At 41.1% G+C, this 22,437-nt stretch carries 23 protein-coding genes and 1 riboswitch; of the genes, 12 read left to right on the top strand and 11 right to left on the bottom strand.

The genetic code is table 11. From position 1 onward, the window contains the following. Positions 1-485 precede the first annotated feature (485 nt). Genes H5163_RS17995 through H5163_RS17970 form a run of 6 tightly spaced genes read right to left on the bottom strand, consistent with a single transcriptional unit; the run spans position 486 to position 5,407 of the window. A complete protein-coding gene (locus tag H5163_RS17995) occupies positions 486-1,871 on the bottom strand; it encodes a lipopolysaccharide assembly protein LapB (RefSeq protein WP_182735679.1) in 1,386 nt (461 codons plus the stop codon). Positions 1,872-1,898: 27 nt separating this feature from the next. Then, positions 1,899-2,561, bottom strand: a complete 663-nt coding sequence (locus H5163_RS17990) for a hypothetical protein (RefSeq protein ID WP_182735678.1) — start codon at positions 2,559-2,561, stop codon at positions 1,899-1,901. A 1-nt stretch (position 2,562) separates the two neighbouring features. Next, entirely contained in the window at positions 2,563-2,967 is a 405-nt protein-coding gene (locus H5163_RS17985; protein WP_149983262.1) for a biopolymer transporter ExbD, read from the bottom strand. A gap of 4 nt (positions 2,968-2,971) precedes the next feature. Beyond that, positions 2,972-3,343 (bottom strand): MotA/TolQ/ExbB proton channel family protein, encoded by a 372-nt coding sequence (locus H5163_RS17980; RefSeq protein WP_149983261.1) that lies wholly within the window; start codon positions 3,341-3,343, stop codon positions 2,972-2,974. Continuing rightward, the gene (locus H5163_RS17975) at positions 3,336-4,646 is read right to left on the bottom strand and encodes a MotA/TolQ/ExbB proton channel family protein (protein ID WP_149983260.1); all 1,311 of its coding nucleotides are present in this window, start codon (positions 4,644-4,646) and stop codon (positions 3,336-3,338) included. Before H5163_RS17975 ends, H5163_RS17980 begins: the two co-directional genes overlap by 8 nt. Then, positions 4,643-5,407 (bottom strand): DUF3450 family protein, encoded by a 765-nt coding sequence (locus H5163_RS17970; protein ID WP_145234601.1) that lies wholly within the window; start codon positions 5,405-5,407, stop codon positions 4,643-4,645. Before H5163_RS17970 ends, H5163_RS17975 begins: the two co-directional genes overlap by 4 nt. 335 nt (positions 5,408-5,742) lie before the next feature. Between H5163_RS17970 and H5163_RS17965 the strand changes: the two genes are divergently transcribed. Then, the gene (locus H5163_RS17965) at positions 5,743-7,923 is read left to right on the top strand and encodes a TonB-dependent siderophore receptor (protein ID WP_182735677.1); all 2,181 of its coding nucleotides are present in this window, start codon (positions 5,743-5,745) and stop codon (positions 7,921-7,923) included. An 87-nt stretch (positions 7,924-8,010) separates the two neighbouring features. Continuing rightward, positions 8,011-8,691 carry a Fe2+-dependent dioxygenase gene (locus H5163_RS17960; RefSeq protein ID WP_145234605.1) on the top strand — a complete coding sequence of 227 codons (681 nt, stop codon included), beginning with the start codon at positions 8,011-8,013 and terminating at the stop codon, positions 8,689-8,691. A gap of 134 nt (positions 8,692-8,825) precedes the next feature. Here the strand turns inward: H5163_RS17960 and H5163_RS17955 are convergent, their stop codons facing one another. Beyond that, positions 8,826-9,563, bottom strand: coding sequence for a DUF417 family protein (locus H5163_RS17955; RefSeq protein WP_310736656.1), 738 nt, complete (start codon positions 9,561-9,563; stop codon positions 8,826-8,828). A gap of 204 nt (positions 9,564-9,767) precedes the next feature. Beyond that, the gene (gene galE / locus H5163_RS17950; RefSeq protein WP_145234609.1) at positions 9,768-10,781 is read right to left on the bottom strand and encodes a UDP-glucose 4-epimerase GalE; all 1,014 of its coding nucleotides are present in this window, start codon (positions 10,779-10,781) and stop codon (positions 9,768-9,770) included. A gap of 248 nt (positions 10,782-11,029) precedes the next feature. On the opposite strand from galE, the gene H5163_RS17945 reads away from it, so the two are divergent. Continuing rightward, the gene (locus H5163_RS17945) at positions 11,030-11,527 is read left to right on the top strand and encodes a DUF3016 domain-containing protein (RefSeq protein WP_182735675.1); all 498 of its coding nucleotides are present in this window, start codon (positions 11,030-11,032) and stop codon (positions 11,525-11,527) included. 45 nt (positions 11,528-11,572) lie between these two features. Here the strand turns inward: H5163_RS17945 and H5163_RS17940 are convergent, their stop codons facing one another. Continuing rightward, positions 11,573-11,863, bottom strand: coding sequence for a prephenate dehydrogenase (locus H5163_RS17940; RefSeq protein WP_145234613.1), 291 nt, complete (start codon positions 11,861-11,863; stop codon positions 11,573-11,575). Between the two features lie 71 nt (positions 11,864-11,934). Between H5163_RS17940 and H5163_RS17935 the strand changes: the two genes are divergently transcribed. Beyond that, complete coding sequence (locus H5163_RS17935) at positions 11,935-12,144, top strand: hypothetical protein (RefSeq protein ID WP_145234615.1); 210 nt, start codon at positions 11,935-11,937, stop codon at positions 12,142-12,144. Positions 12,145-12,153: 9 nt separating this feature from the next. On the opposite strand, the gene epmB is transcribed toward H5163_RS17935, so the two are convergent. Then, positions 12,154-13,167, bottom strand: a complete 1,014-nt coding sequence (gene epmB, locus H5163_RS17930; protein ID WP_182735674.1) for an EF-P beta-lysylation protein EpmB — start codon at positions 13,165-13,167, stop codon at positions 12,154-12,156. Positions 13,168-13,207: 40 nt separating this feature from the next. Here epmB and efp point away from each other — a divergent pair, with 40 nt between their 5' ends. After that, the gene (gene efp / locus H5163_RS17925; protein WP_145234620.1) at positions 13,208-13,774 is read left to right on the top strand and encodes an elongation factor P; all 567 of its coding nucleotides are present in this window, start codon (positions 13,208-13,210) and stop codon (positions 13,772-13,774) included. Between the two features lie 55 nt (positions 13,775-13,829). Then, positions 13,830-14,804: an elongation factor P--(R)-beta-lysine ligase gene (gene epmA / locus H5163_RS17920; protein ID WP_145234622.1), complete on the top strand. Its 975-nt coding sequence runs from the start codon at positions 13,830-13,832 to the stop codon at positions 14,802-14,804. Between the two features lie 78 nt (positions 14,805-14,882). Here the strand turns inward: epmA and H5163_RS17915 are convergent, their stop codons facing one another. Next, positions 14,883-16,976 (bottom strand): TonB-dependent receptor, encoded by a 2,094-nt coding sequence (locus H5163_RS17915; RefSeq protein WP_182735673.1) that lies wholly within the window; start codon positions 16,974-16,976, stop codon positions 14,883-14,885. A gap of 120 nt (positions 16,977-17,096) precedes the next feature. On the opposite strand from H5163_RS17915, the gene H5163_RS17910 reads away from it, so the two are divergent. The 6 genes from H5163_RS17910 to H5163_RS17885 all read left to right on the top strand — a co-directional run bounded on the left by H5163_RS17910 (position 17,097) and on the right by H5163_RS17885 (position 22,418). Next, positions 17,097-17,492: a thioesterase family protein gene (locus H5163_RS17910; RefSeq protein ID WP_145234627.1), complete on the top strand. Its 396-nt coding sequence runs from the start codon at positions 17,097-17,099 to the stop codon at positions 17,490-17,492. Positions 17,493-17,616: 124 nt separating this feature from the next. Next, the gene (locus H5163_RS17905) at positions 17,617-18,018 is read left to right on the top strand and encodes an META domain-containing protein (RefSeq protein WP_310736655.1); all 402 of its coding nucleotides are present in this window, start codon (positions 17,617-17,619) and stop codon (positions 18,016-18,018) included. Between the two features lie 55 nt (positions 18,019-18,073). Then, positions 18,074-18,185: riboswitch (TPP riboswitch) on the top strand. Positions 18,186-18,353: 168 nt separating this feature from the next. Beyond that, positions 18,354-20,306 carry a phosphomethylpyrimidine synthase ThiC gene (gene thiC, locus H5163_RS17900; protein WP_220494600.1) on the top strand — a complete coding sequence of 651 codons (1,953 nt, stop codon included), beginning with the start codon at positions 18,354-18,356 and terminating at the stop codon, positions 20,304-20,306. A 93-nt stretch (positions 20,307-20,399) separates the two neighbouring features. Then, complete coding sequence (locus tag H5163_RS17895) at positions 20,400-21,401, top strand: FAD-dependent oxidoreductase (RefSeq protein WP_145234632.1); 1,002 nt, start codon at positions 20,400-20,402, stop codon at positions 21,399-21,401. Positions 21,402-21,421: 20 nt separating this feature from the next. Then, positions 21,422-21,619 carry a sulfur carrier protein ThiS gene (gene thiS / locus H5163_RS17890; RefSeq protein ID WP_182735680.1) on the top strand — a complete coding sequence of 66 codons (198 nt, stop codon included), beginning with the start codon at positions 21,422-21,424 and terminating at the stop codon, positions 21,617-21,619. A gap of 1 nt (position 21,620) precedes the next feature. Then, positions 21,621-22,418 (top strand): thiazole synthase, encoded by a 798-nt coding sequence (locus tag H5163_RS17885; RefSeq protein ID WP_182735672.1) that lies wholly within the window; start codon positions 21,621-21,623, stop codon positions 22,416-22,418. The last annotated feature ends 19 nt before the right edge of the window (positions 22,419-22,437 follow it).

Genomic DNA, 22,437 nt, shown 5'->3' with positions numbered 1-22,437 from the left:
CTGGAACAAAGTTAAAACACCAAGCCAAGACCCCATGCCGAACTCACTAGTGACCGCTCTTGCAATCCTATGCTCCACGGCATGTGTATTCCTATTCATCAAACAAACGCTCCTTCACATCCCAGAGCATCTACCTTTAGAGCAATTTGAGTATGGATACTTATTTGGTGTAGTGTGCCCAAGTAATAGTAAAACAGAAGCGCTGAGTGCCCTATCGTCAATAAAGATTTCATGACGCAACACATGGGAATTAATATCAAAAGCGACGCAGGCGGGACGTCATACGGTGTGATCGTTGATGGGTAGTTTATGCCAATCGACTTAAATATTTAACCATTCTAGCGAGCTAAATAAAGTGCTAACTGCGTTATAATTTATTCAAGTAGAACAACTACATGTCGAAACTTACGCCTTGTTATCACTGTATTTATCTGTCGCTATAAATGGTCAGTAACTTAACACGATTGGTATAAATCTGTTAACTATTAACCTTCTCGTTGGATCAGACCTTCAAGAGCGCGAATGTTGGAGAGTAAATCTTGCCTTTGTGGGTTAGCGTTAAGTGCTTTTTTAAGCTGGCTTAATGCTTCTTTGTAGTTTTTATTTTCAATTTCAATTTGCGCGAGACCTAACCATGCAGAGAGTTGGTACTCAGGTAAAGCTTGTGCTCGTACATACATTAACCTTGCTTGTGTCAGTTGGTTTTGTTGCTGATAGATATTTGCCAGGCTTAACAGTGCATCGCCAAGATTTGGGTCGATTGTTAATGCTTTATGTAAACTCTTTTGAGCTTGTTTAAAGTTACCTTGTTCAATTGCTAGCTGAGCGGTATAAACTGAAAACTCTGCGCGGGATTGTTTTGATAACTTATTTATAAAAGGGTTTAGTTGCGAAACGAGCTGCTTGGCTAGCTGCCATTTTTTTTGTGCGATAAGCCAATTTAGGGTTTGCATACTAATCTCGCTAGCTTCTGCTATTTGAGCTGGCTGAGTGCTTGCTAATGCATTACTTAACAATTCAACAGAGCGTGAGTAGCTACCTTGTGTAAGGTGAAGTTGTGCTGCAAGTAATTGATTACTTGCATTGCTAGGTGCCAGCTTTAAAGCTACTTCAATACTTGCCAAAGCTTGTTTATTGTTGTCTTGTTGTAAGGCAATTTGTGCACGTTGTAGCCAAAGATCTGGATTGTTAGGGGATGCATTTAATAGCTCTTTTAGCAGAGCTTGGGCTTGACCTAGATCGCCTGCAGCAATTAGTGAAAATAGTAACCCTTGTTGATATTCTGCTTGCTGTGGCTCAAGCATTAATGCCTGACGATAAGCTGCAATTGCGCTCCAAGGTTGCTCAGCTTGTACATGAATATAGGCAAGTTGAGCATAGACTTGCGCATCAGCTTGGCCAAGTTCAATACAGCGGGTTAGATGTGGCTGTGCTTGTTGATAATTACCTTGCTGCATATAGAGCAGACTTAAACCTTGATGAGCTTTAACTAAATCTGGCATGCTTGATAAACTAGCCTTTAACGCCTGCTCAGCTCCTGCAAACTGTTTTAAGGTTAACAAAACTTGGCCACGTAAAAGTTGTAACGCAGGGCTATCGTTACCTAATTCACGTTGTGTAAATAGATCAGCTACAGCTTGGTAGTTACCTTGTTGTAATAGTGGTTTTAGTTGCTGGGCGAAGCTGCGTTCATTAGCTTCGATTTTTATATCTGTTGGGCTCAGTAAATTATTATTGATCAGCAACTGCCAGTGTGGATCGCTTGGCTGTAGTTTTACCTGCAATGAGGTTGCTTGGCTGGCAGTCATATAAAAGGTTAATGGCACGATAGCTAAACACGTTAACCATTTTTTTGTTGTTAATCTTTTCATTGTATTTTCACTTAAATACTGGCTTTACTAAGGTTTAAATTCAATGGGCCAAATAAATCTGGCTCTCACTATTTCACCGTCTTTTTTTGGTGAACTAAACCGACTTTGCTTAATGATCTTATCTATTTCAGGCTTTAGCTCAGGGTACGGGTTTTGTATAACATCAATTAAGCTTAATCGGCCATTTTCATCGATAAAAACATCGAGCTTCACGATGAAGGTACTCACACCTTGGCGAGTTAACTTTTTAGGTAATACTGCTTTTACGGGAGTGAGTAGCGTGGGTAAACCATCTAGTTGATTTAAGCTAAAGGCATCCCAATTAACTTCGATAGATTGAAATTCAGGAGTCGCAATTGGCATATTTGCAAGGGTTGGTTTACTAAGCGAAATTTTACTTTCAATTTTTATATTAATGGCTTGAATAGTTGCACCCGCACCTTCGACAACGAGGCTTTGCATCGGCTCTGTCACAGCTGATTGCGTCACGGTTGGTGGCGGAGGTGGAGGCTGTGGCACTAAAGCAACTTCGCGAACGATAACTTTGTCGTTGATAACGTGCTCAGCAATTTGCCCAAGCCAAAGTAAAACTAATGCGCATGCAAGTACCGTTAGGCTCAACATAAAAGCAAAAAACGGATGACGATTATTAGCTATTGCAGGTTGTGATGCGAGTATATTATTTTGCATATTATTGCTGGGTCGCTAAGTTAACGGTTGCTGCACCAGCAAGTTTTGCTTCGTCTATTACTTTTACTAATAGCTCAGTTGGTACGGTTTTATCAGCTTGGATCACTACTGGTCTTTGCTGTTGTTTTAGCATTTGCTCTACGCTGCTGCGCACACCGGCCACGCCAATTTGGCTACCGTCAAAGTAAACCTGCTGACTATCAGTTATGGCAAGAAAAATAACTTGTTGCTCTAATCTGCTTGCTGAGACGGCTTGCGGTTTATCAACCTCGACCCCACTTTCGCGAACGAAAACGGTGGTTACAATAAAGAAAATCAATAGTATAAATACCACATCTAATAGTGGTGACATATCAATATGATGCGCAGATTGTTGTTCTAGGCGTTGTTTTAAACGTGCTTGCATTGGCTTAGCTCGCTTGCTGTTGGATAGTACTGTTACGTGTTACGTACAGCAAGTAAGCTTGCATCAGCCATGCAGGAATTGCGCAGACTAACCCCAGTTGTGTGGTGAGTAGAGCATTACTTATCGCTTCGCTCATTAATTCGTTTTCGCCTTGCGACATCACTTTAAATGTATCGAGTAAACCAATAATGGTGCCTAATAAACCAAGTAATGGCAGCGCAGCGGTCAAAATAGAGCTGACGTCGTGCCAGTAACCTTGGCGTTGCAGTTTATATTGTTTTAAATGCAGGATATCGTGCCAAATGAGCTGATAAACAAATAGCGCTAATAGGATGATAAGCCAGCAGATAAAATTATCGAACAGTTGCTCAAACATTTTTCACCTCAAGTTGACTAAGTTGCAGTGCGAACGCTTCAAGTTGGGTGTAATAGGCTTTAGCTTTACGCGATAGTAGCGCATTGAGTACTAATGCTGGTATGGCAACAACGAGGCCAAGCTCGGTAGTGATCAAAGCTTGGGCAATACCACCAGATACCACTTCTGGATCGCCTGAGCCAAATAACGTCATCATTTTGAATGTTTCAATCATGCCACTGACTGTGCCCAATAAGCCCAGTAGCGGTGCTACCGATGCTGTGATCGCGATTGCGCCAATGTAGTTATCAAGCTTGTGTTTATTATGCATCAGCTGATTAAATAACTGGTCATCTCTTATTTGTCCTATGTTGCTATCAACAGAGAGTTGAAACAGCGTTGCTTGCATTCCGCTGAAGCTGTGTTGCTCAGGTTGATTAAACGCAGTTTGTAAAGTCAGCGTCGAGACAGCTTTGATCTTACTAAGGCTAAATAATTGATATGCCTTGAATAGCGCAATTAATAATGCAAAACATGCAAATAAAATAATAGGGATTGCCCATAAGCCACCTTTTTCAAGATGTTCAACTGCACCTTCTTGTTGCGCTTGACTGGCAACTAAGCGGGTTAAACTTGGATCAAATGTTAAAGAAGCTGCGACCTTAGCTGAGTTTGTATTTACTTGTGAGTAAGCAATATCAAATGGGTTATTCTCATCACTTGATTGAACTATAGCTACTTTTGGTACTGCAACGTTAGCTGCTGATGAAAGCAGGCCGGTTAGTTTTGGCTGTGCAACACTAAACCAAGCCACGGGACCTACTTGTAATGTTGTAGCTGCGGTCAGTTCGCCATTTTTCAATACTATATTTTGTTTTTTAAACTCTGGATATAATGCCGCGGTTTGCTGCTCTATCACCGCGACTACATCATTTAAAAGTGCTTGTTGATCGTTTTTACTTTGCGCTTGCTGAGCGTATTGACGAGTAAATCGGTTGAGTAAATTTAGCCGATATTGCTGTTGTTGTTGCCAGCTATCTAAGCGTGTTTGTAGCTGGGTTAAACTCAATGTGTCTTCATCAGCTAAACGGCGATTGAGTGTCGCTTGCTCACGCTCTTTTTTAAGTGCTTGCTGTTTTTCAAATATCTGTTGTGCCATAGTTGTTTGCTGTTTGGCAATCCGCTGTTGTGCTTTATTTAAAACGCTCTGCGCCGTTTTAATATCCGTTAGCAATTGTTGTTTGGCAGCATCCGCAGTCGCGGCTGTTACTACTTGGCTAAAACTCAGTAGTGTAACAAACCAAAAAGTACAGAATCGTTTCATGGCGTCAGCTCCTTAGCTGCATAGCTAAATACAGGCAAGGTAAGCCAGTGAGCTGCTTGTTTTTTTTCTTGTACAGCGATACCGTGGGCAATTTGCTCGCCATCAATTTCAGTATCAAATTGCCATTGCCAACCTAACTCAGAAGGGAAGCCAATGCCCGCATAACTTAAATCATTACTAACAAACCATGCTTGTGCGGCACCCAAATAAAGCTGTTTTACCCATATTTCTTTGCCTTCACTATTACTGATTGCCATTTCATGAATTGAAATTCGGTTTTGAAAATCAGCCAATTGGCCAAGCATTTTTAAAGCAATTTGTAGCTTTTCATTCGCATCTAGGCTTTCGTTATCTAGATCGCCAATACTTTGCCAGCTCGCCAGTAATGGGGGAGGTAATTGTACTTGCAGTGAGCGCAATTGCTGGCTGAGCTGGATTAATTGACTATTGAGCGCGTTTTCATCGGTCTCAAGCTGGCTTTGTTTTTTAATTAGCGCAGTGCGCTTTTCTGCCAGCTCAGAGGTGTTCTTTTGACGATTTTGGTTTAGCTGTTTGAGTTGTGTTTGCTCTGCATCAAGTAAGATTAATGTTTGTTGCATCGAGGTTTTTTTTTCTAGCCAATGTGTTTCTAACTCACTAGTTTGTTGTTCTATTTGTAACCACTGATTAACGAGGTTTTCAAGTTCGCTAACCGGATCAGCTAAGCTTGAGAATGAGCTTAGTAAAATAACTGCCCCAACAGATTTTATAAAACGTTGCATATGCTAAGTAATGCCCTAAAAGTAATAACCATTTACAGTACAAAGCCAAGCTCTGGCTTTAACTTTATAAAATTAAAAACCTTGATTTTTAAGCGCTTAAACTTAATTTTTTACGCCACTCATGCATCCAAGTTTACTGTGCATTTACAGTCGCGTTACGTAAGTTTAAAAGTGTGAAAAATAGTACAATGATTGACAAAGTAATACAAGTGATAACATTTCGCATTTACATTAATATTACTCGGTGCTAGGATTCCGCCGAACTTAAATCAACGTGCTTAAATGACTTGCTACAAAAACAACGTGTTAGCAAGTTCCCTGCTAATGGAGCTGAAATGGGTAAAATGACTAATAAACGCCGAACTTATATAAAACCGCTGGCTGCTTTTGTTACCGCAACTTTATCAACTTGGGCGTCTGCTCAAGGAGCTGAAAATATACAAGAGCTATCAGTAACCAAAGCAAAAACGCAATCGGAACAAAGCTATAAAGTTGAAAAATCATCATCAATAAAGAACACCCAGCCGTTGGTTGATACTGCAAAATCAATAACGGTTATTAACAAAGCTGTGATGAAAGATAGAAATGTAGATAGTTTGCAAGATGCGTTACGTAATGTTTCGGGTATTTCATTGGCGGCGGGTGAAGGCGGTGCGCCAGCTGGTGACAGTTTATCTATTCGTGGTTTTAGTGCTGCCAATGATATTTTTATCGATGGTATTCGTGATATTGCCGGGTACGACCGTGATACTTATAACGTTGAGCAAATCGAAGTTGCAAAAGGCCCAAGCTCCGCAACAACAGGCCGAGGTTCAACGGGCGGTAGTATTAACTTAACTACAAAAACGGCGACGTTGGATGAATTTAATGATGCTTCGCTGCGTTTAGGCACAGAGAGTGATTACCGCGCGCAAATAGATAGTAACTTTAAAGTGGCTGAAACATCAGCGCTACGTATCAATTTACTGGTTGATAAAGGGGATGTTGCTGGGCGTGATCATGTTGAAAAAGAAAAACAAGCAGTCGCGGTTTCGTTTGCGACTGGTTTAGGAACCAATAGCCGTTTTAATCTTAATGCTGATTATCAGAATCAAAATAATATGTCTGATTACGGTATTCCGTGGGTTGGTTCTAGCCCTGTTGCTGAACTTGCTGGTAGCGAAAATGCAGCGCCACCGGTGAATTTCACTAATTTTTACGGTAACGTATATCGTGATTTTGAAGATATCGAAGCGTATTCAACAACTGCAAAGTATGAGTATGACTTGTCACAAACAACCATGCTACGTGCCCAAGGTCGCATTGGTCGTGTAGAGCGAAAAGATACAGTGACAGCGCCGCGTTTTATTGATGTAAAAACAACAACTGATATCAGAATGAGCGACGTTAAAAATCGTGATACGCGCAATGAATTGGCAACACTGCAACTTGATTTAGTTGGTGAGTACTATTTTGCTGGTGTAAAACATAATGTGGTTACTGGTGTTGAATTAACTAACGAGACATTTAGCCGTTGGAATGTAACTGCATTGGTAGCTGATAATTTAAAGAACGAACCAGCGCTGAATGACTTATACAGCCCAGATGCTTATTTACCTTACACTGGTCAGTATGGTCGTGATGGCACCAGTACTGAAGCGGTTGCTAAAACCCGTGCAATTTATGCATTCGATACAATTACATTTAATGAATATTGGCAATTAACTGCGGGTTTACGTTCAGAGCAGTACGATAGCGATTATCAGTATGATTACAAGGATCCAGCATTAACGATCTCAACTAGCGATACCATGACTAGTTGGAACGCATCTGCCGTATATAAGCCAAGTCAAAATAGCAGCATTTACTTTGGTGCAGGTAACTCGTATAACCCATCGGCTGAAGGCATTGCAGTATCTACTCGTGGTAATTCAAGTGAGTTAGATCCGGAGAAGAGCCAAAGCTATGAGTTAGGCACTAAATGGAATTTACTTGATGATAAGTTGATGACCAGTGCCGCTATTTTTAGAACGGTTAAAACTAATGCGCGCGTGGATGATCCTAATAGTGATCAGCGTGGTGTTGAAGTGCTTGATGGTGAGCAACGAGTGCAAGGTTTAGAGTTGTCTGCAACAGGTATTATCACTGACGAATTAAGTATTATCGGTTCTTATACCTATCAAGATAGCGAAGTTACTGAATCTACGGTTGATGGTGATGTTGGGCATAACTTGGCTCGAGCACCTAAAAATAGCTACAGTGTTTGGGCTCGATATGACTTTAGCGACGCGATAGCTGCAGGTTTTGGCGCACAATATATTGGTGAGCGTTATAATGGTAATTCAGCGACCAGTCGTAAAGCCGATAGTTATGTTTTGTTCGATATGATGCTTTCTTATCAAGCAACTGAGCAGTTAAGCATTCAGTTTAATGGTGAGAATTTAACGGATGAAGATTATGAAGATAAACTAGGTGGCGGACACTTTATTCCTGGTCAAGGTCGTTATTTTACACTAACGGCTAGTTATTCTTTCTAATTACAAACTAATGTTTGTTGAATAGGTTAAAGCTTATTAAACAGGTTAATGCTTATTAGCCTGTTTTTTTAAGATTTGGGAACTTCCATGCTATTAAAAATACCAGACTTGCTCAGTGCTGATGAAGTCGCTTATTGCCGTAATGTTTTATTGGCCGCGCAATGGACTGATGGCAGTGTTACCGCAGGTTATCAATCAACTAAGACCAAAAATAACTTACAATTACCTGAGCAAAGCGCTGCAGCCAAAGAGCTCGGTGATATAGTTATGGGCGCTCTGGCTCGCAGTGATCTATTTATGTCAGGGGCGTTGCCTGCAAAAATTTTTCCACCTTTATTTAACTGTTACCAAGGTGGCCAATCGTTTGGTATTCATGTTGATAATGCGATTCGACAAGTACCTGGCACACCAGTGAAAATTCGTACGGATTTATCAATGACGTTATTTTTGAGCGAACCAGAAGACTATGATGGTGGCGAACTCGTTATTGAAGATACTTATGGCTCTCACATAGTAAAACTCCCTGCAGGTAGTATGGTGTTGTATCCATCAACCAGTTTACATAAAGTCACTCCCGTAACTCGGGGGCGACGTTTAGCTTCATTTTTTTGGTTGCAGAGCATGGTTAATAGCGATGAAAAGCGTGGTTTGCTATTTGAGTTGGATATGTCGATTCAAAGCTTGCGCGAAAAAGTCAGCGATAGCCCTGAGATTGTTAGGTTAACTGGTGTGTATCATAATTTATTAAGGCAATGGGCACAGACGTAAACAGGTTGTAGTGATGTGTATTTAAACTCAAAATATAAAAGTATATATTTATAAGGCGCTACCACGATTGGTTAAGTGATAGCGCTTTTTAGATCTTACAATGCACATTATTAAATATGTTATTGAAATAGTAGTTAATTAAGACTTTTTTTTGCAAAGCTAACAATTACCAGTAAATTTGCGATAAACCATAAGTCTTTAATAACAAAAAGGCCTAATCTTGCAAGTAGTGTTGAGCTGTCAAAAGCTCCTTCAGCTGAGAATAAAAATGTCTGCGTCATTAAAAATACGGCACTGCAGCCAAGAGCCGCAACATAAATGGCTAATGGATGCTTTTTAATGATAGCCAAAGCGAGTGCTAAAGCAAAAAAGATGTCGTACGCACCAATTAGATTAGACGCTGTTTGCACTGAAAATAAGGTATATAACCAAGACATAAAAATAGAGGTTGATACCAGTGATATAATTCCATTTGCTTCAAACTCGTAAAATTTCATACCACCAATCCAAATAAGCACTAATGCAACAGGAAAGAAGTTCAAAATTACCATGCCTTGAGCTGACAAGCGCTGCGGTTTATAAAGGTAAATAGCGAGAGAAACAAGTGCGGTGTACTTAATTATACCTTGCCCAGAGCCTATAATTGGGAAGCCACCTAAGTCAGTCATCCAGCGGCTTTCACTTAATAAGGTAACAAGCGGTATAACGGCAAGAGTGATCAGGCTAACAAAAGCAGGGGTCTGAAAACGTGATTGTTTTAAACTTAAAATAATAAATAAAGCGGTTACTAAAAAAGCCACTCCAGCGAGTATTGATTGCCCAGTTTTAGGGATTACATTGGCTAATTGATAAAAATTGAAAATAGCATGCACATTATTTACCCCTGCTCCTAATAAGAGGCTAAGACCCAATAGCGATAAGCTAATAATTAGCAGTGAATGAATACTGTAACGAGTATAGGTTGGTTGCATTTTTGATAGGTGATTAAATATAGATACTGTAAAAGAGTGGTAAACGAGACTTTTTATTTCAAAAAATATAAAAAAACCAGCTTATTGAAGCTGGTTTAAGTTTTGCTATTTATACCCATTTGGGTTGTTACTTTGCCAACGCCACGTATCTTTCATCATCACATCGATACCACGCTCTGCTTGCCAATCAAGTTCACTAAGAGCTTTTTCAGGCGCTGCATAACAAGCTGCAATATCACCTGGGCGACGAGGTGATACCTGATACGGAATATCTTTACCACAGGCTTTGCTAAATGCGTTGAGCATTTGTAGCACCGAATAACCATTACCGGTGCCAAGATTGTAAACATGGGCACCGGTATCTTGGTTTATTTTATTAAGTGCCTTTAAATGACCAAGCGCTAAGTCAACAACATGGATGTAATCACGCACACCAGTACCATCAACCGTATCATAGTCATCGCCGAAGATACCCAGCTGCTTTAATTTACCCACTGCCACTTGCGCTATGTAAGGTAATAAGTTGTTTGGAATACCATTGGGATCTTCACCAATTAGGCCTGACTCGTGCGCACCTACGGGATTAAAGTAACGCAAAATTGCAAATGCAAAGCGCTCATCTGATTTAGCGATGTCTTGTAACATCATTTCAACCATCAGTTTTGATGTGCCGTATGGATTAGTAGTGCCACCTACCGGGAAATCTTCTTGAATTGGTAGGCTTGCTGGATCACCATATACTGTTGCCGATGAGCTAAATACGAGTTTAAACACACCTGCATCGCGCATAGCATCAACGAGAGTCAGCGTACCTTGCACGTTATTTTGGTAATACTCAATGGGTTTCACCATTGATTCACCGACAGCCTTTAAACCGGCAAAATGAATAACACTCTCAATCTTATGTTTTGCAAAAACGCTGGCCAAAAATGTTTTATCAAGGATGTCACCTTGATAAAAGTTTACAGTTTTACCAGTGATTTTTTTTACACGCTCAAGTGATTCCACACTCGAGTTGCTTAAATTATCAATGATAACAACATCATTATCTTGTTGTAATAATTCAACAACAGTGTGTGAGCCTATGTATCCCGCGCCACCTGTTACTAAAATTGTCATGAAATCTCCATATATAAGGTGAAGGTGTATAGTTGTAATTTCATCATAAATAGCACTTCAATACATGCTTTATCTGATCTTTTTGTTGTTCCATGATGTTACGGTATCAATTAATCATAGTTAACTGGTGTCTGGTTACATATTTTACATAAATGATAACAATGAGACTAAATAGTATTAAGCTATAGTTAAGTTGTTAGTGCTATTATTTCAACTATATTAGCCCAAGGGCATTTTGGAGATAGACAATGAATACATGTAAAAAAGTAGCGATGGCTATGTTAGTTGTACTGCCTGTATTTGCTCAAGCAGGAGAAGCTGTCGTAAAATGGCAAGACTTCAATGACTACCGTGATGTACGTCCTTCAAATGAACCTAAAGGCTCATACCATAAACATGTAGCGAGCAGTTTTGAAAAGCACTTTAATAAACTGGCAGAAAAGTTGCCTGAAGGGTATAAGTTTAATGTTGAAGTGACTGAGCTGGATTTAGCCGGTGATGTACGCTTTGGCGGTATGAATGATTTACGTATTGTAAAACCAATTTATTTTCCACGCATTGAGTTTCAATATTCGGTTACTGATAAAGACGGTAACGTGATTAGTCAAAGCGATAAAGTCGAATTAAAAGATATGGGCTTTATGGATAAAATTAAAATGGGCCGTGATGAACAGTTTTACTATGATAAACGTTTGATCACTGATTGGTTTGATAAAGAATTACTGCCAGTTGTTACCCCAAGCTAAATTAAGAGTAAAAAGCGCTACAGTTTAATGATAGCGCTTTTATAGTTACTTGAACGTTGCGAGTAATTGCAGTAACTGTTGTAATTTAATAACAGTGGTTTTTAGCTTTTCTTCACTAAAACCTTCTGAACTTAAGCTTTCTACATCTGCAGCTACATCTAATACATAAGGTTTGAAGCGTTTTGCTTCAAAGGTAAAACCAGCATCGGCAGGAAATAACGCTGTAAATTTACCTAAGCCTTGTTGTTGCAACTCATCTAATTTTTTATCTGCGTCAAGAGACTGGCGATAAACAATTTTTAAGTTGGCATTGAGTTGTTCAATAATTGAATCCATTTTTTTCCTAAAGCTTTAGACCGCAATGCCGATATAATACGGGTAATAAGCTAAAAAGTCAGGTATGAGCTATGAATATATCAGGTGGAAATCTACCGGCCATGAGTGGCGCGGGTCAAAGTGGCGAAGTATACAGCGCAGCATTGGCAAAAAAACAGCAAAAAGCGGATGGTGCAGCAGCACTGGCACTTATTGAAGGTGCCGCTAGTTCGAGCGCTGCACAAACGCCAGCAAAATCAGTTACAGCTTCGCTTGGCAATAACGTTAACGTATACGTTTAAGTCTTGTGTTTATAAAAGCTTGAGGTCAATCGGCGTTTTACTTTTTTGACCGCCGATTTCGCGCATCAGCTTTGGTACTAAAAATCCTGGCAATGCGATAAGCATTTCGGCCATGATTTTGCGTGCCTGTGATTCGTCGATATCAAAATGACTCGCTCCTTCAACTTTATCAAGTAAATATAAATAATAAGGCAGTACGTCGGCATCAAATAACGCTTCGCTTAATGCGACTTGCGCTTCGCTGGTATCATTTACATCTTTTAATAGCACCGCTTGATTGAGCAATGTGACACCTACCTTTTTGAGTTTTTGCATTGCCACTTTAAAATCATCATCAATCTCGTTGCCATGGTTAATGTGATTAATAAACACAATTTTAAGTGGAGACTTTGCAAAACGTTCGCACAATTGGTCAGTAATGCGAGATGGGATCACCACCGGTAGGCGGCTATGAATTCGCATTCGTTTAATTTGTGGTAATTGTTCAAGCTCATCCATAAACCAACTAATTGCGTCGTCTTTGGCCATTAACGGATCACCACCACTTAAAATCACCTCGTTAATATTAGCATCCGATTTTATGTAATCGAGCGCTGCAATTAAGCTGCGTTTATTTAGCTGATTTTCTTGGTATGGAAAATGGCGACGAAAGCAATAACGGCAATTAACGGCGCAACCAGTTTTAAACATCACTAAAACTCGGGATTTATATTTGTGTAATAATCCTGGTTGAGCGTTGTTTTGCTCTTTTAATGGATCTTTATCAAAACCTGTTTTAGCGATAAACTCTTGGTGGCGCGGCATGACTTGCAGCAGTAATGGGTCATTAATATCGCCATAACGCATTTTTTTGATAAAAGGCACAGGCACACGTACCGGGAAAAGAGCTCGTGCTTTGAGGTCTTTTTCGTCGGCCATGCTTGATAAACCTAGCATTTCTAGCAAGGTGCGTGGGCAAGTAACAACATTAGCTAATTCTTTTTGCCAGTTTATATGCAAATTTGCTTCATTTCTTTGTATCATTGGTAGGTAGATTACTCGAAATTATTAGATAGAGGAAACGATGGCGAATTATAGCACCAACGAGTTCAAGGGCGGCCTAAAAATTATGATGGACGGCGAGCCTTGCAGTATTTTAGAAAATGAAATGGTAAAACCTGGTAAAGGCCAAGCGTTTAACCGTGTTCGTATTCGTAAACTTATCTCTGGCAAAGTACTTGAAAAAACTTTTAAATCAGGTGAGTCAGTAGAGGGTGCTGATGTAATGGATACCGATCTTGCGTATCTTTACACTGATGGTGAGTTTTGGCATTTCATGAATAACGAAACATTTGAACAAATTGCAGCTGATGAAAAAGCGCTTGGCGATGCTGGTAAATGGTTAGTTGAAAATGATGTATGTACTATTACTTTGTGGAACGGCAATCCAATAGCTGTTGCACCACCTAACTTTGTAGAGCTTGAGATCACTGAAACAGATCCTGGTCTTAAAGGCGACACAGCAGGTACTGGTGGTAAGCCAGCAACGCTAAGTACTGGTGCTGTTGTGCGTGTACCATTATTCGTACAAATCGGTGAAGTAATTAAAGTCGACACCCGTAACGGCGAATATGTAAGCCGTGTTAAGTAACTTTAATATAGCTTAATAAATCCCAGCTTAAGCTGGGATTTTTTTTGGAGAAAATATGTCAGCAGATCTTTGGCAACCAAGCGCACAAGTAAATACTTTGGCACAACGAGCCGCAATTTTACGCACTATTCGGGAATTCTTTTACCAACGCCACGTTATGGAAGTTGATACGCCTAGTTTAAGTGCAGCGAGTGTTACTGATGTTCATTTAGCGAGTTTTAAAACGCAGTTTATTGGCCCCGGTTTCGCTAAAGGCTTACCGCTTTACTTACAAACATCACCAGAATTTGCCATGAAGCGATTATTGGCAGCCGGCAGTGGTGCTATTTACCAAATTTGTAAGGCATTTCGTAACGAAGAGGCGGGCAGCCATCATAATCCTGAGTTTACTATGTTGGAATGGTATCGCCCTGGGTTTGATGAGTTTGCGCTGATGGATGAAATTGATGAATTAATGCAGCTTATCTTAAATGTTCCACCTGCAGAGCGTTTAACCTATCAAGATGCTTTTACCAAAGCATTAGGACTTGATCCGCTCAGTGCCACTATTGAACAGTTACAAACACTTGCCTGTGAACAGGGGTTTGCTGATATCGCTAAGCATGAAACCCACCGTGATACGTTACTACAATTATTATTTTGTATGAAAGTTGAGCCAACAATTGGCCAACAAAAACCTTGTTTTATTTATCATTTTCCTGCATCGCAAGCCGCACTGGCGAGTATTTGTGAGCATGATATTAGAGTCGCTGGGCGGTTTGAGCTTTATTATCAGAACATGGAGCTGGCGAATGGTTTTAATGAGCTCACCAATGCACAGGAGCAAGCTAAACGTTTTACTGAAGATAATGCATACCGCAAAGCGAATAACTTAACACAAGTGCCTATGGACACCCGTTTAATCGCCGCTCTTGAGCATGGTTTACCACAATGCGCAGGAGTAGCATTAGGGGTTGATAGGTTAGTGATGTTAGCAACGCAAAAAAACACCATAAAAGAAGTCATCGCGTTTGATGTAGGTAGGGCTTAAAAGGCTCAAGATTCAAGGTTAAGAAAAGGTAAAAGTAATCTAGCTTTTACCTTTTAACTTATCCCTTGAAACTCGTTTTTATAACTCGTAGATAAATGTGACGCCGGCAACCATTGGTTCGCCAAGCTGAGTGTATGTGTGAGTTGCATACCCTTCGCGTGGGTCGTTACCAAATTCAAAACCACGTGTAGGTACTTCTTCATCAAATACGTTACGTGCCCAAGCGCGAATTGACCATTGCTCAGCCTCGTAACCAGTAGTTAAATTAACTAAATTAATGTTCGGTGCCTGCGAGTTGTGGCTATCTGAGAAGTAATAATTATCTTTACCTTCAATGCCGATTGTAGCAAATAACTCATCAGTAAAGTTATAGCGAGCCGTGAATGCATACTGGTATTTAGGCGCTTGTGATTGCTCGCGACCATCTTGATCTAGACCAGATTGAGCGACAAAGTCATTGATTTTAGTATGTAAATAACCAGCGCTACCGGTGAAAAATAAGTCATCAGTTAATTGGTAACTGCCTTCAATTTCAAGGCCGTAATTCTCTCCAGAGCTGGCGTTATCAATATAACCAGTAAACTTTTGGTCTTCCACTTTCCAGGCTTTTAACTGCATATCTTCGCGATACATATAAAAGGCCGCTAAGCGCAGAATAAATTTTTCATCTAAAGAGCTACCTTTAACGCCAAATTCACCACTCCATAGGTACTCTGGTGCGAAACTAGTGTGGTTTTTAAAGAAATCAGCATCAAGGTTTAAACCGTCATCTTTCGCTTTGGCGAGTGCTTCAGAGTTAATCCCTCCTGCTTTATAACCACGAGTTAGGCTGGTATAAATCATGGTACGGTCAATGACTTGATACTCAAGGGCAAGTTTACCACCGACCATCACATCATCAGTACTTTCAATAAAACCATTGTTATCGGTGTAATCACCTTGGTATTGCTCAACGCGTAAGCCTGTTATTAAGGTGGTTTTATTACCAATCGGCGTTGCTAGTTGGCCGTAAATTGCGGTATTACTAGTTTCATAAGTTGAAGCGAATGGAGCTGCAAGCCAAGTGTATTGGCGTTCTAAATCAACATTACGGGCTTGATAATAAAGTCCCGTAACCCAGTTACCACCTTTGCCATTAAATTGCAGTTCAGCAGCCTGGTCTTGACGATCTCGAAAGTAGCTATCGGTTGAGCTATAACCATCGGGGTGTAGTCCTGCACCGCATAACTGCGACTTATTAATATCGTTACATACCCAGTCTTCATCAAAGCTATAAACTAAATCACTATCAATACCTGATAAGTTTAAACTGACATCAAACCAATCAAAGCCAGTGTAGATGTTGGCAAGACCTACCGCGATACTTTCTTGGTTATCTTGGCCTGGGTGATCGGCTACACTATTACGGCTATTATCAAGCGTAAATGCATCGTAGCCGTTATTGATATCAATATAATGAACACTTAATTCAGTGCGAAGATGATCTGTAAGTTGGCTGTGTAGTTTAAAACGACTAACCAGTTCATCTTGCTGTTGTGTTGACTCGTTTAAATATAGGTTATCAACATAACCATCAGACTCACGTTGATAAATACTAGCGCGCACTGCGGTGCTGTCTGTAATACCAATACCTGCGGCAACACCCGCTTCATAACTGTTGTAGTTACCTGCGCCTAGCTGCACTTTGACGCTTGGATCAAAAGTTGGATCGGCTGATTCCATTTGGATCATACCAGCCATACCATCAGCACCAAAGCGAGTACCTTGCGGACCGCGATAAATCTCAACTTGGTTTACATTAAACAGTAATGAACTACCACCTAAGCCGGAATAATTAATGCCATCAATCACTAAGCCAACAGAAGGGTTAATAGGGTCAACAAATTGTGAGCGTAAACCAACCCCTCGAATTTGGATGTAACGGCCACGAGAAGCACCAGCGGTAAAATTTACGTTGGCAGCACTGGCAAGCATTTCGTCTAGAAAACTAGCACCTCGGTCATTAATTTCGCGTTCGCTAAATAAACTGGCACTGGCACTAAGGGTTTGAATGCTTTCTTTTTGAAAGTCTCCGGTGACGAGTATTTTTTCAAGTTCAGTATCTTCAGCAAAAGCTGGGGCGCTTATCAAAGGTAAAAGCGCGGCAGTAATTAAAGACAGGCGTAATTTCATTCTATTACTTAACTCCATTTTAAGGACTTGCATGATAGCAACTATTCTCATTAAAGTCGTGATACCAGTTATATTTATGTGCTATAAACGCGCACAGTATACATAATAAGGAATACAAATATGACCTTTAAAGTTGACTTTAAAGTACGCGACTACGAATGCGATTTACAAGGCATTGTAAATAATAGTGTGTATTTTAATTACCTAGAGCATGCGCGCCATGAGTTTTTGCATGCGAATGGGGTTGATTTTGCTCAGCTTACTCGCGATAAAATTAATTTAGTCGTAATGCGTAGCGAGATGGATTATAAGCAATCACTAATGCCCGGAGATGAGTTTTATGTCGCTGTAGAGCCTGAGCGTATTAGTCGCTTAAAGTTTGGCTTTCGACAAACAGTGGTAAGAAAGCATGATGAAAAAGTGATGTTAAAGGCACTGGTGATTGGCACCGCGGTGAATGAGCTAGGTCGGCCATTTTTGCCCGATCAAGTTGATCTACTATTTAAGCCTGAGTAATTTTCCGGTGCCACCTTTTTTACTATCTTAGAACATTTTTTTACATTAAAAACATGCATTATTAACGGTATAAACTGTTATTTATTGTTATCATGTTGCAATTGAGTTTTAGGTTAGTAATTACATGAAATTAGCAGCAATCCCGATGCTTATAATCGGTTTATGTATTGGCTGCTCATCGACAGGGACAGTCACCAGTGAGCAATTAAAATACACTAAGTGGCAACTATCACGGGTTGATGGTTTAGCGATCCCTGCATCATATTCAGCATCATTAAGTTTTATTGAAGCCCTGCAAGTCAATGGTTTTGCCGGTTGTAATAAATTTTTTGGTGAGGGTCAGCTTAATGATAACCATTTAACTGTGAATAAATTAGGCATGACCCGTAAATCATGCGGAGATGAGTTGGACGAGTTTGAACTGCAGTTTTTAAATGCGTTAAAGCAAGGTGTGCCACTGCAAATTCAAGATCAGCAATTGGTTTTAAATGGCGAGCAAACATTTGCGTTTATTCCTGCAAGTTGATCTCTTGCAGGCTCGCAATATCTAACGTACACTCGTTAGCGAACAATATATAGAATTTTACTTGTCGGAGTGCCTTGAGTTTTTAACTTAAAGGCTGAGATCGCGAAAGCGGGATCCGTGAACCTGATCAGGCTAACACCTGCGTAGGGAACAAGCTGCCTAAAACGGGTGCTTGTGCGCCAGTTTTGGGCATAAGCACTGTGGCTGCCAAGGTTGGTAGTGCTTTTTTGTAACACCAATCTACGATCCATGTAGCATTTGCTACTCTCTATTGCGTTGCTTTTTATCGCACAGCAGTATCTGACAAGACAACCCTTTTAGCAATGAGGTAAGTCATGTCAAACACATCAAATAAACCGTCTCGCCGCGAAACTCGTGCGGCTGCATCAGATTATATTTATAACCTTACTGGGCAACCATTTCCAAGCTCACACAAAGTTTATGTACAAGGTACGCAAGATAATGTGCGTGTTGGTATGCGTGAAATTACTTTGAGTGATACCTTTATCGGTGGCACCGATGAAAACCCAGTGTACGAATCAAATGCACCACTGCGTGTTTATGATACGTCAGGCCCATACACAGATCCTGATTTTACTCTAGATGTTCGTAAAGGGCTGGATAAGTACCGCGAACAGTGGATTGAAAGCCGTGGAGATACTGAAATTTTAGGCTCAGTCAGCTCGCAGTTTTCTCAGCAACGCATGGCCGATGAAGGCCTTGATCATATTCGTTTTGAGCATCTCCCAAAAATTCGCCGCGCTAAAGCCGGTAAAAATGTCACGCAAATGCATTATGCTCGCCAAGGTATTATCACACCGGAAATGGAATATGTCGCAATTCGTGAAAACATGGGCCGTGCGCAACTTCAAAAAGAGTTATTAGCACAGCAGCACCAAGGCGAGTCGTTTGGTGCGAGTATCCCTGAGTTTATTACTCCTGAATTTGTGCGTGATGAAATTGCCCGTGGTCGTGCGATTTTACCTAACAACATTAATCACCCAGAAACCGAGCCGATGATTGTAGGGCGCAATTTTTTAGTGAAAGTGAACGCTAATATTGGCAACTCATCAGTTAGCTCATCTATTGAAGAAGAAGTTGAAAAAATGGTCTGGTCAACCCGCTGGGGCGCTGACACAGTTATGGATTTATCAACGGGTCGTTATATTCATGAAACTCGTGAATGGGTAGTACGTAACTCACCAGTGCCAATTGGTACAGTGCCTATTTATCAAGCGCTTGAAAAAGTAAATGGGGTTGCCGAAGATCTAACGTGGGAAATTTTCCGCGATACTCTAATTGAACAAGCCGAGCAGGGTGTGGATTACTTTACTATTCACGCGGGGGTGTTATTACGCTACGTTCCAATGACGGCAAAACGTGTCACTGGGATTGTGTCGCGCGGCGGTTCAATTATGGCGAAATGGTGTTTAGCGCATCATAAAGAAAACTTCCTTTATACTCATTTTGAAGATATTTGTGAGATTTTGAAACAGTACGATGTGTGTTTCTCATTAGGAGATGGCCTGCGTCCTGGTTCAATTGCAGATGCCAACGATGACGCGCAATTTAGTGAACTGCGTACGTTAGGTGAGCTTACCAAAATCGCGTGGAAACACGATGTACAAGTGTTTATTGAAGGCCCAGGGCATGTGCCAATGCATATGATCAAAGCTAATATGGAAGAGCAGCTTAAGCATTGCGACGAAGCACCTTTTTACACCCTTGGCCCGCTGACAACTGACATCGCCCCAGGCTATGACCATATCACCTCTGGTATTGGGGCGGCGCAAATTGCATGGTATGGCTGTGCAATGCTGTGTTATGTCACACCAAAAGAGCATTTAGGTTTACCAAATAAAGAAGACGTTAAAGAAGGGCTGATCACCTATAAAATTGCCGCTCATGCCGCCGATTTAGCCAAAGGTCATCCCGGAGCGCAAGAGCGTGATAATGCGTTATCAAAAGCGCGTTTTGAGTTCCGCTGGCATGACCAATTTAATATTGGTTTAGACCCTGTTCGTGCTCGTGAATACCATGACGAAACACTGCCTCAAGAATCTGGCAAAGTAGCGCATTTTTGCTCTATGTGTGGGCCAAAATTCTGCTCAATGAAAATCACCCAAGAAGTACGAGAATACGCTAAAAATCTAGAAGCCAGAGGCATAGATCCTAACAACGTAGGTGATGGTATTGAGATCAAAATGGTCGATGTTGAAGCCGAGATGCAAGCTAAATCAGCCGAATTTAAACAAAGCGGCTCAGAGATTTATCATAAAGCGGTTTAACCAAAAGGAGCTAGGTACTAGGGAAGAGACTAGGTTTTAGGATGTTGTTAACCTAGAACCTAGAACCTAGAACCTAGAACCTGAGGAACTCTCATGTCTTACAATATTGCGGTGGTGGGGTTTGGTTTAACGGGGCGTTTAACGGCGCTTGAGTTGAGTTTACAGCATCGGGTAACTGTTTATGAAGCGGGTGACGAACAAGCGCTTGATAGTGCAGGAAGAGTGGCAGCGGCGATGCTTGCACCACTGGCTGAATCTGTATTCTGCGAGCAAGACTTGGCCTTGATGGGGCTGGATTCAATAAAGCGTTGGCCGAGAATTTTAGCGCAACTTGATGAAGCGGTGTTTTTCCAACAGCAAGGCACACTTGTGGTTGCACACCAGCAAGATAAAGGTGACTTACAAAGTTTTATACAGCGTTTAAAGCCTTTAGCTGAACATCAAGGACATCAGTTAACAGGGGCACATATTGCTGAATTAGAGCCAGAGCTTACAGGGCGTTTTAACCAAGGTGTGTATTTACCTTGCGAAGGGCAAATTGATAATCAGGCTTTTTATCAAGCCAGTTTTAACACTCTAAAGCAGCGTAATGTGAGCTTTAAGTTTGCACAACAGGTTGATGTAACATCGCTAAATCTACAGCAATCGTTTGATTATATTATTGATTGCCGTGGCCTTGGCGCTAAAAGCGTAGCGTGTAAGCTACGCGGAGTGCGTGGTGAAGTAGTGCGTTTGTACGCCCCTGAGGTTAATTTAACGCGGCCAGTGCGGTTAATGCACCCGCGTTATCCTATTTATATTGCTCCGAAGCCAAATCATCAATACGTAATTGGCGCGACAGAAATTGAATCACAAGATAAGGGGGCTGCCACTGTGCGTTCGACTCTTGAGCTGTTGTCAGCAGCGTACACAGTACACAGTGGTTTTGCTGAGGCGCGAGTGTTGAATATTCAAACCGGCCTGCGTCCTGCATTTAGTGATAATCGCCCGCAGGTTTCCCAGCAGCAAAATGTGATCAGCATTAATGGCTTATATCGTCATGGTTATTTACTCGCACCGAGTTTAGTGGCCGATGCCATTGCACGGATAAAATAAGGCTTATTATGAAAGTAAGTATGAAAATAACAATTAATGGTCAACATTTTGAGTTAGCAGATAACGTCAATATAGCCCAAGGTTTGACGCAGTTTGCAGCAAAAGAGCCTTTTGCAGTGGCGCTTAATGGTCAATTTATACCGCGTAGTCAATGTGATACTACCTTACTTAACGAAGGCGATAGCATTGAATTACTGTCACCGATCCAAGGTGGCTAATATGAGTAGCGTAATATCAGATAGTTTCAGTATTTATGGTGAGCAGATCACTAGTCGGTTATTAATTGGCTCAGCACTTTATCCATCACCTGCGGTTATGGCCGATTCGATTGTTGCCTCTGGCGCGCAGATTGTTACTGTGTCATTACGACGTCAACAAAGTGCCGCCGCAGGAGATGACTTTTGGCAATTGATCAAAGATACGGGCTTAAAAATTCTACCCAATACTGCAGGCTGTCACAGTGTCAATGAAGCAATTACACTGGCACAAATGTGCCGCGAAGTGTTTGCTACCGATTGGATAAAACTTGAGTTGATTGGTGATGATTATAACCTGCAACCAGATCCATTTGCATTACTGGAAGCGACACAGATTTTATTAGCCGAAGGCTTTAAAGTATTACCTTATTGTACTGACGACTTAGTGTTATGTCAGCGTTTAGCTGATGCAGGGTGTGAAGTACTGATGCCGTGGGGAGCGCCTATTGGCACAGGTAAGGGCTTGTTAAATAAATATAACTTAAAAACTATTCGGGAGCGCCTACCCGATATCACATTGATTGTTGATGCTGGCCTTGGCTTACCATCACACGCCTGCCAAGCGCTTGAATTAGGTTATGATGCGGTGTTATTGAATTCGGCTATTGCAGGGGCGGGCTGCCCTGTTACCATGAGTCATGCATTTAAAGCAGCCGTTGATGCGGGTCGTTTTGCTTACCGAGCAAAGGCGATGCCAGAAAAAGACGTCGCTGCGCCATCTACGCCCACTATGGGTATGCCATTTTGGCATCAACAGTAATAAATGAAGTAAAAAATTA

Source organism: Pseudoalteromonas sp. SG44-8 (genome assembly GCF_014164125.1).
Classification (GTDB): Bacteria; Pseudomonadota; Gammaproteobacteria; order Enterobacterales; family Alteromonadaceae; genus Pseudoalteromonas; species Pseudoalteromonas rhizosphaerae.
The sequence above is the reverse complement of the archived record's forward strand: the minus strand, read 5'-3'. Positions and strand labels throughout refer to the sequence as shown.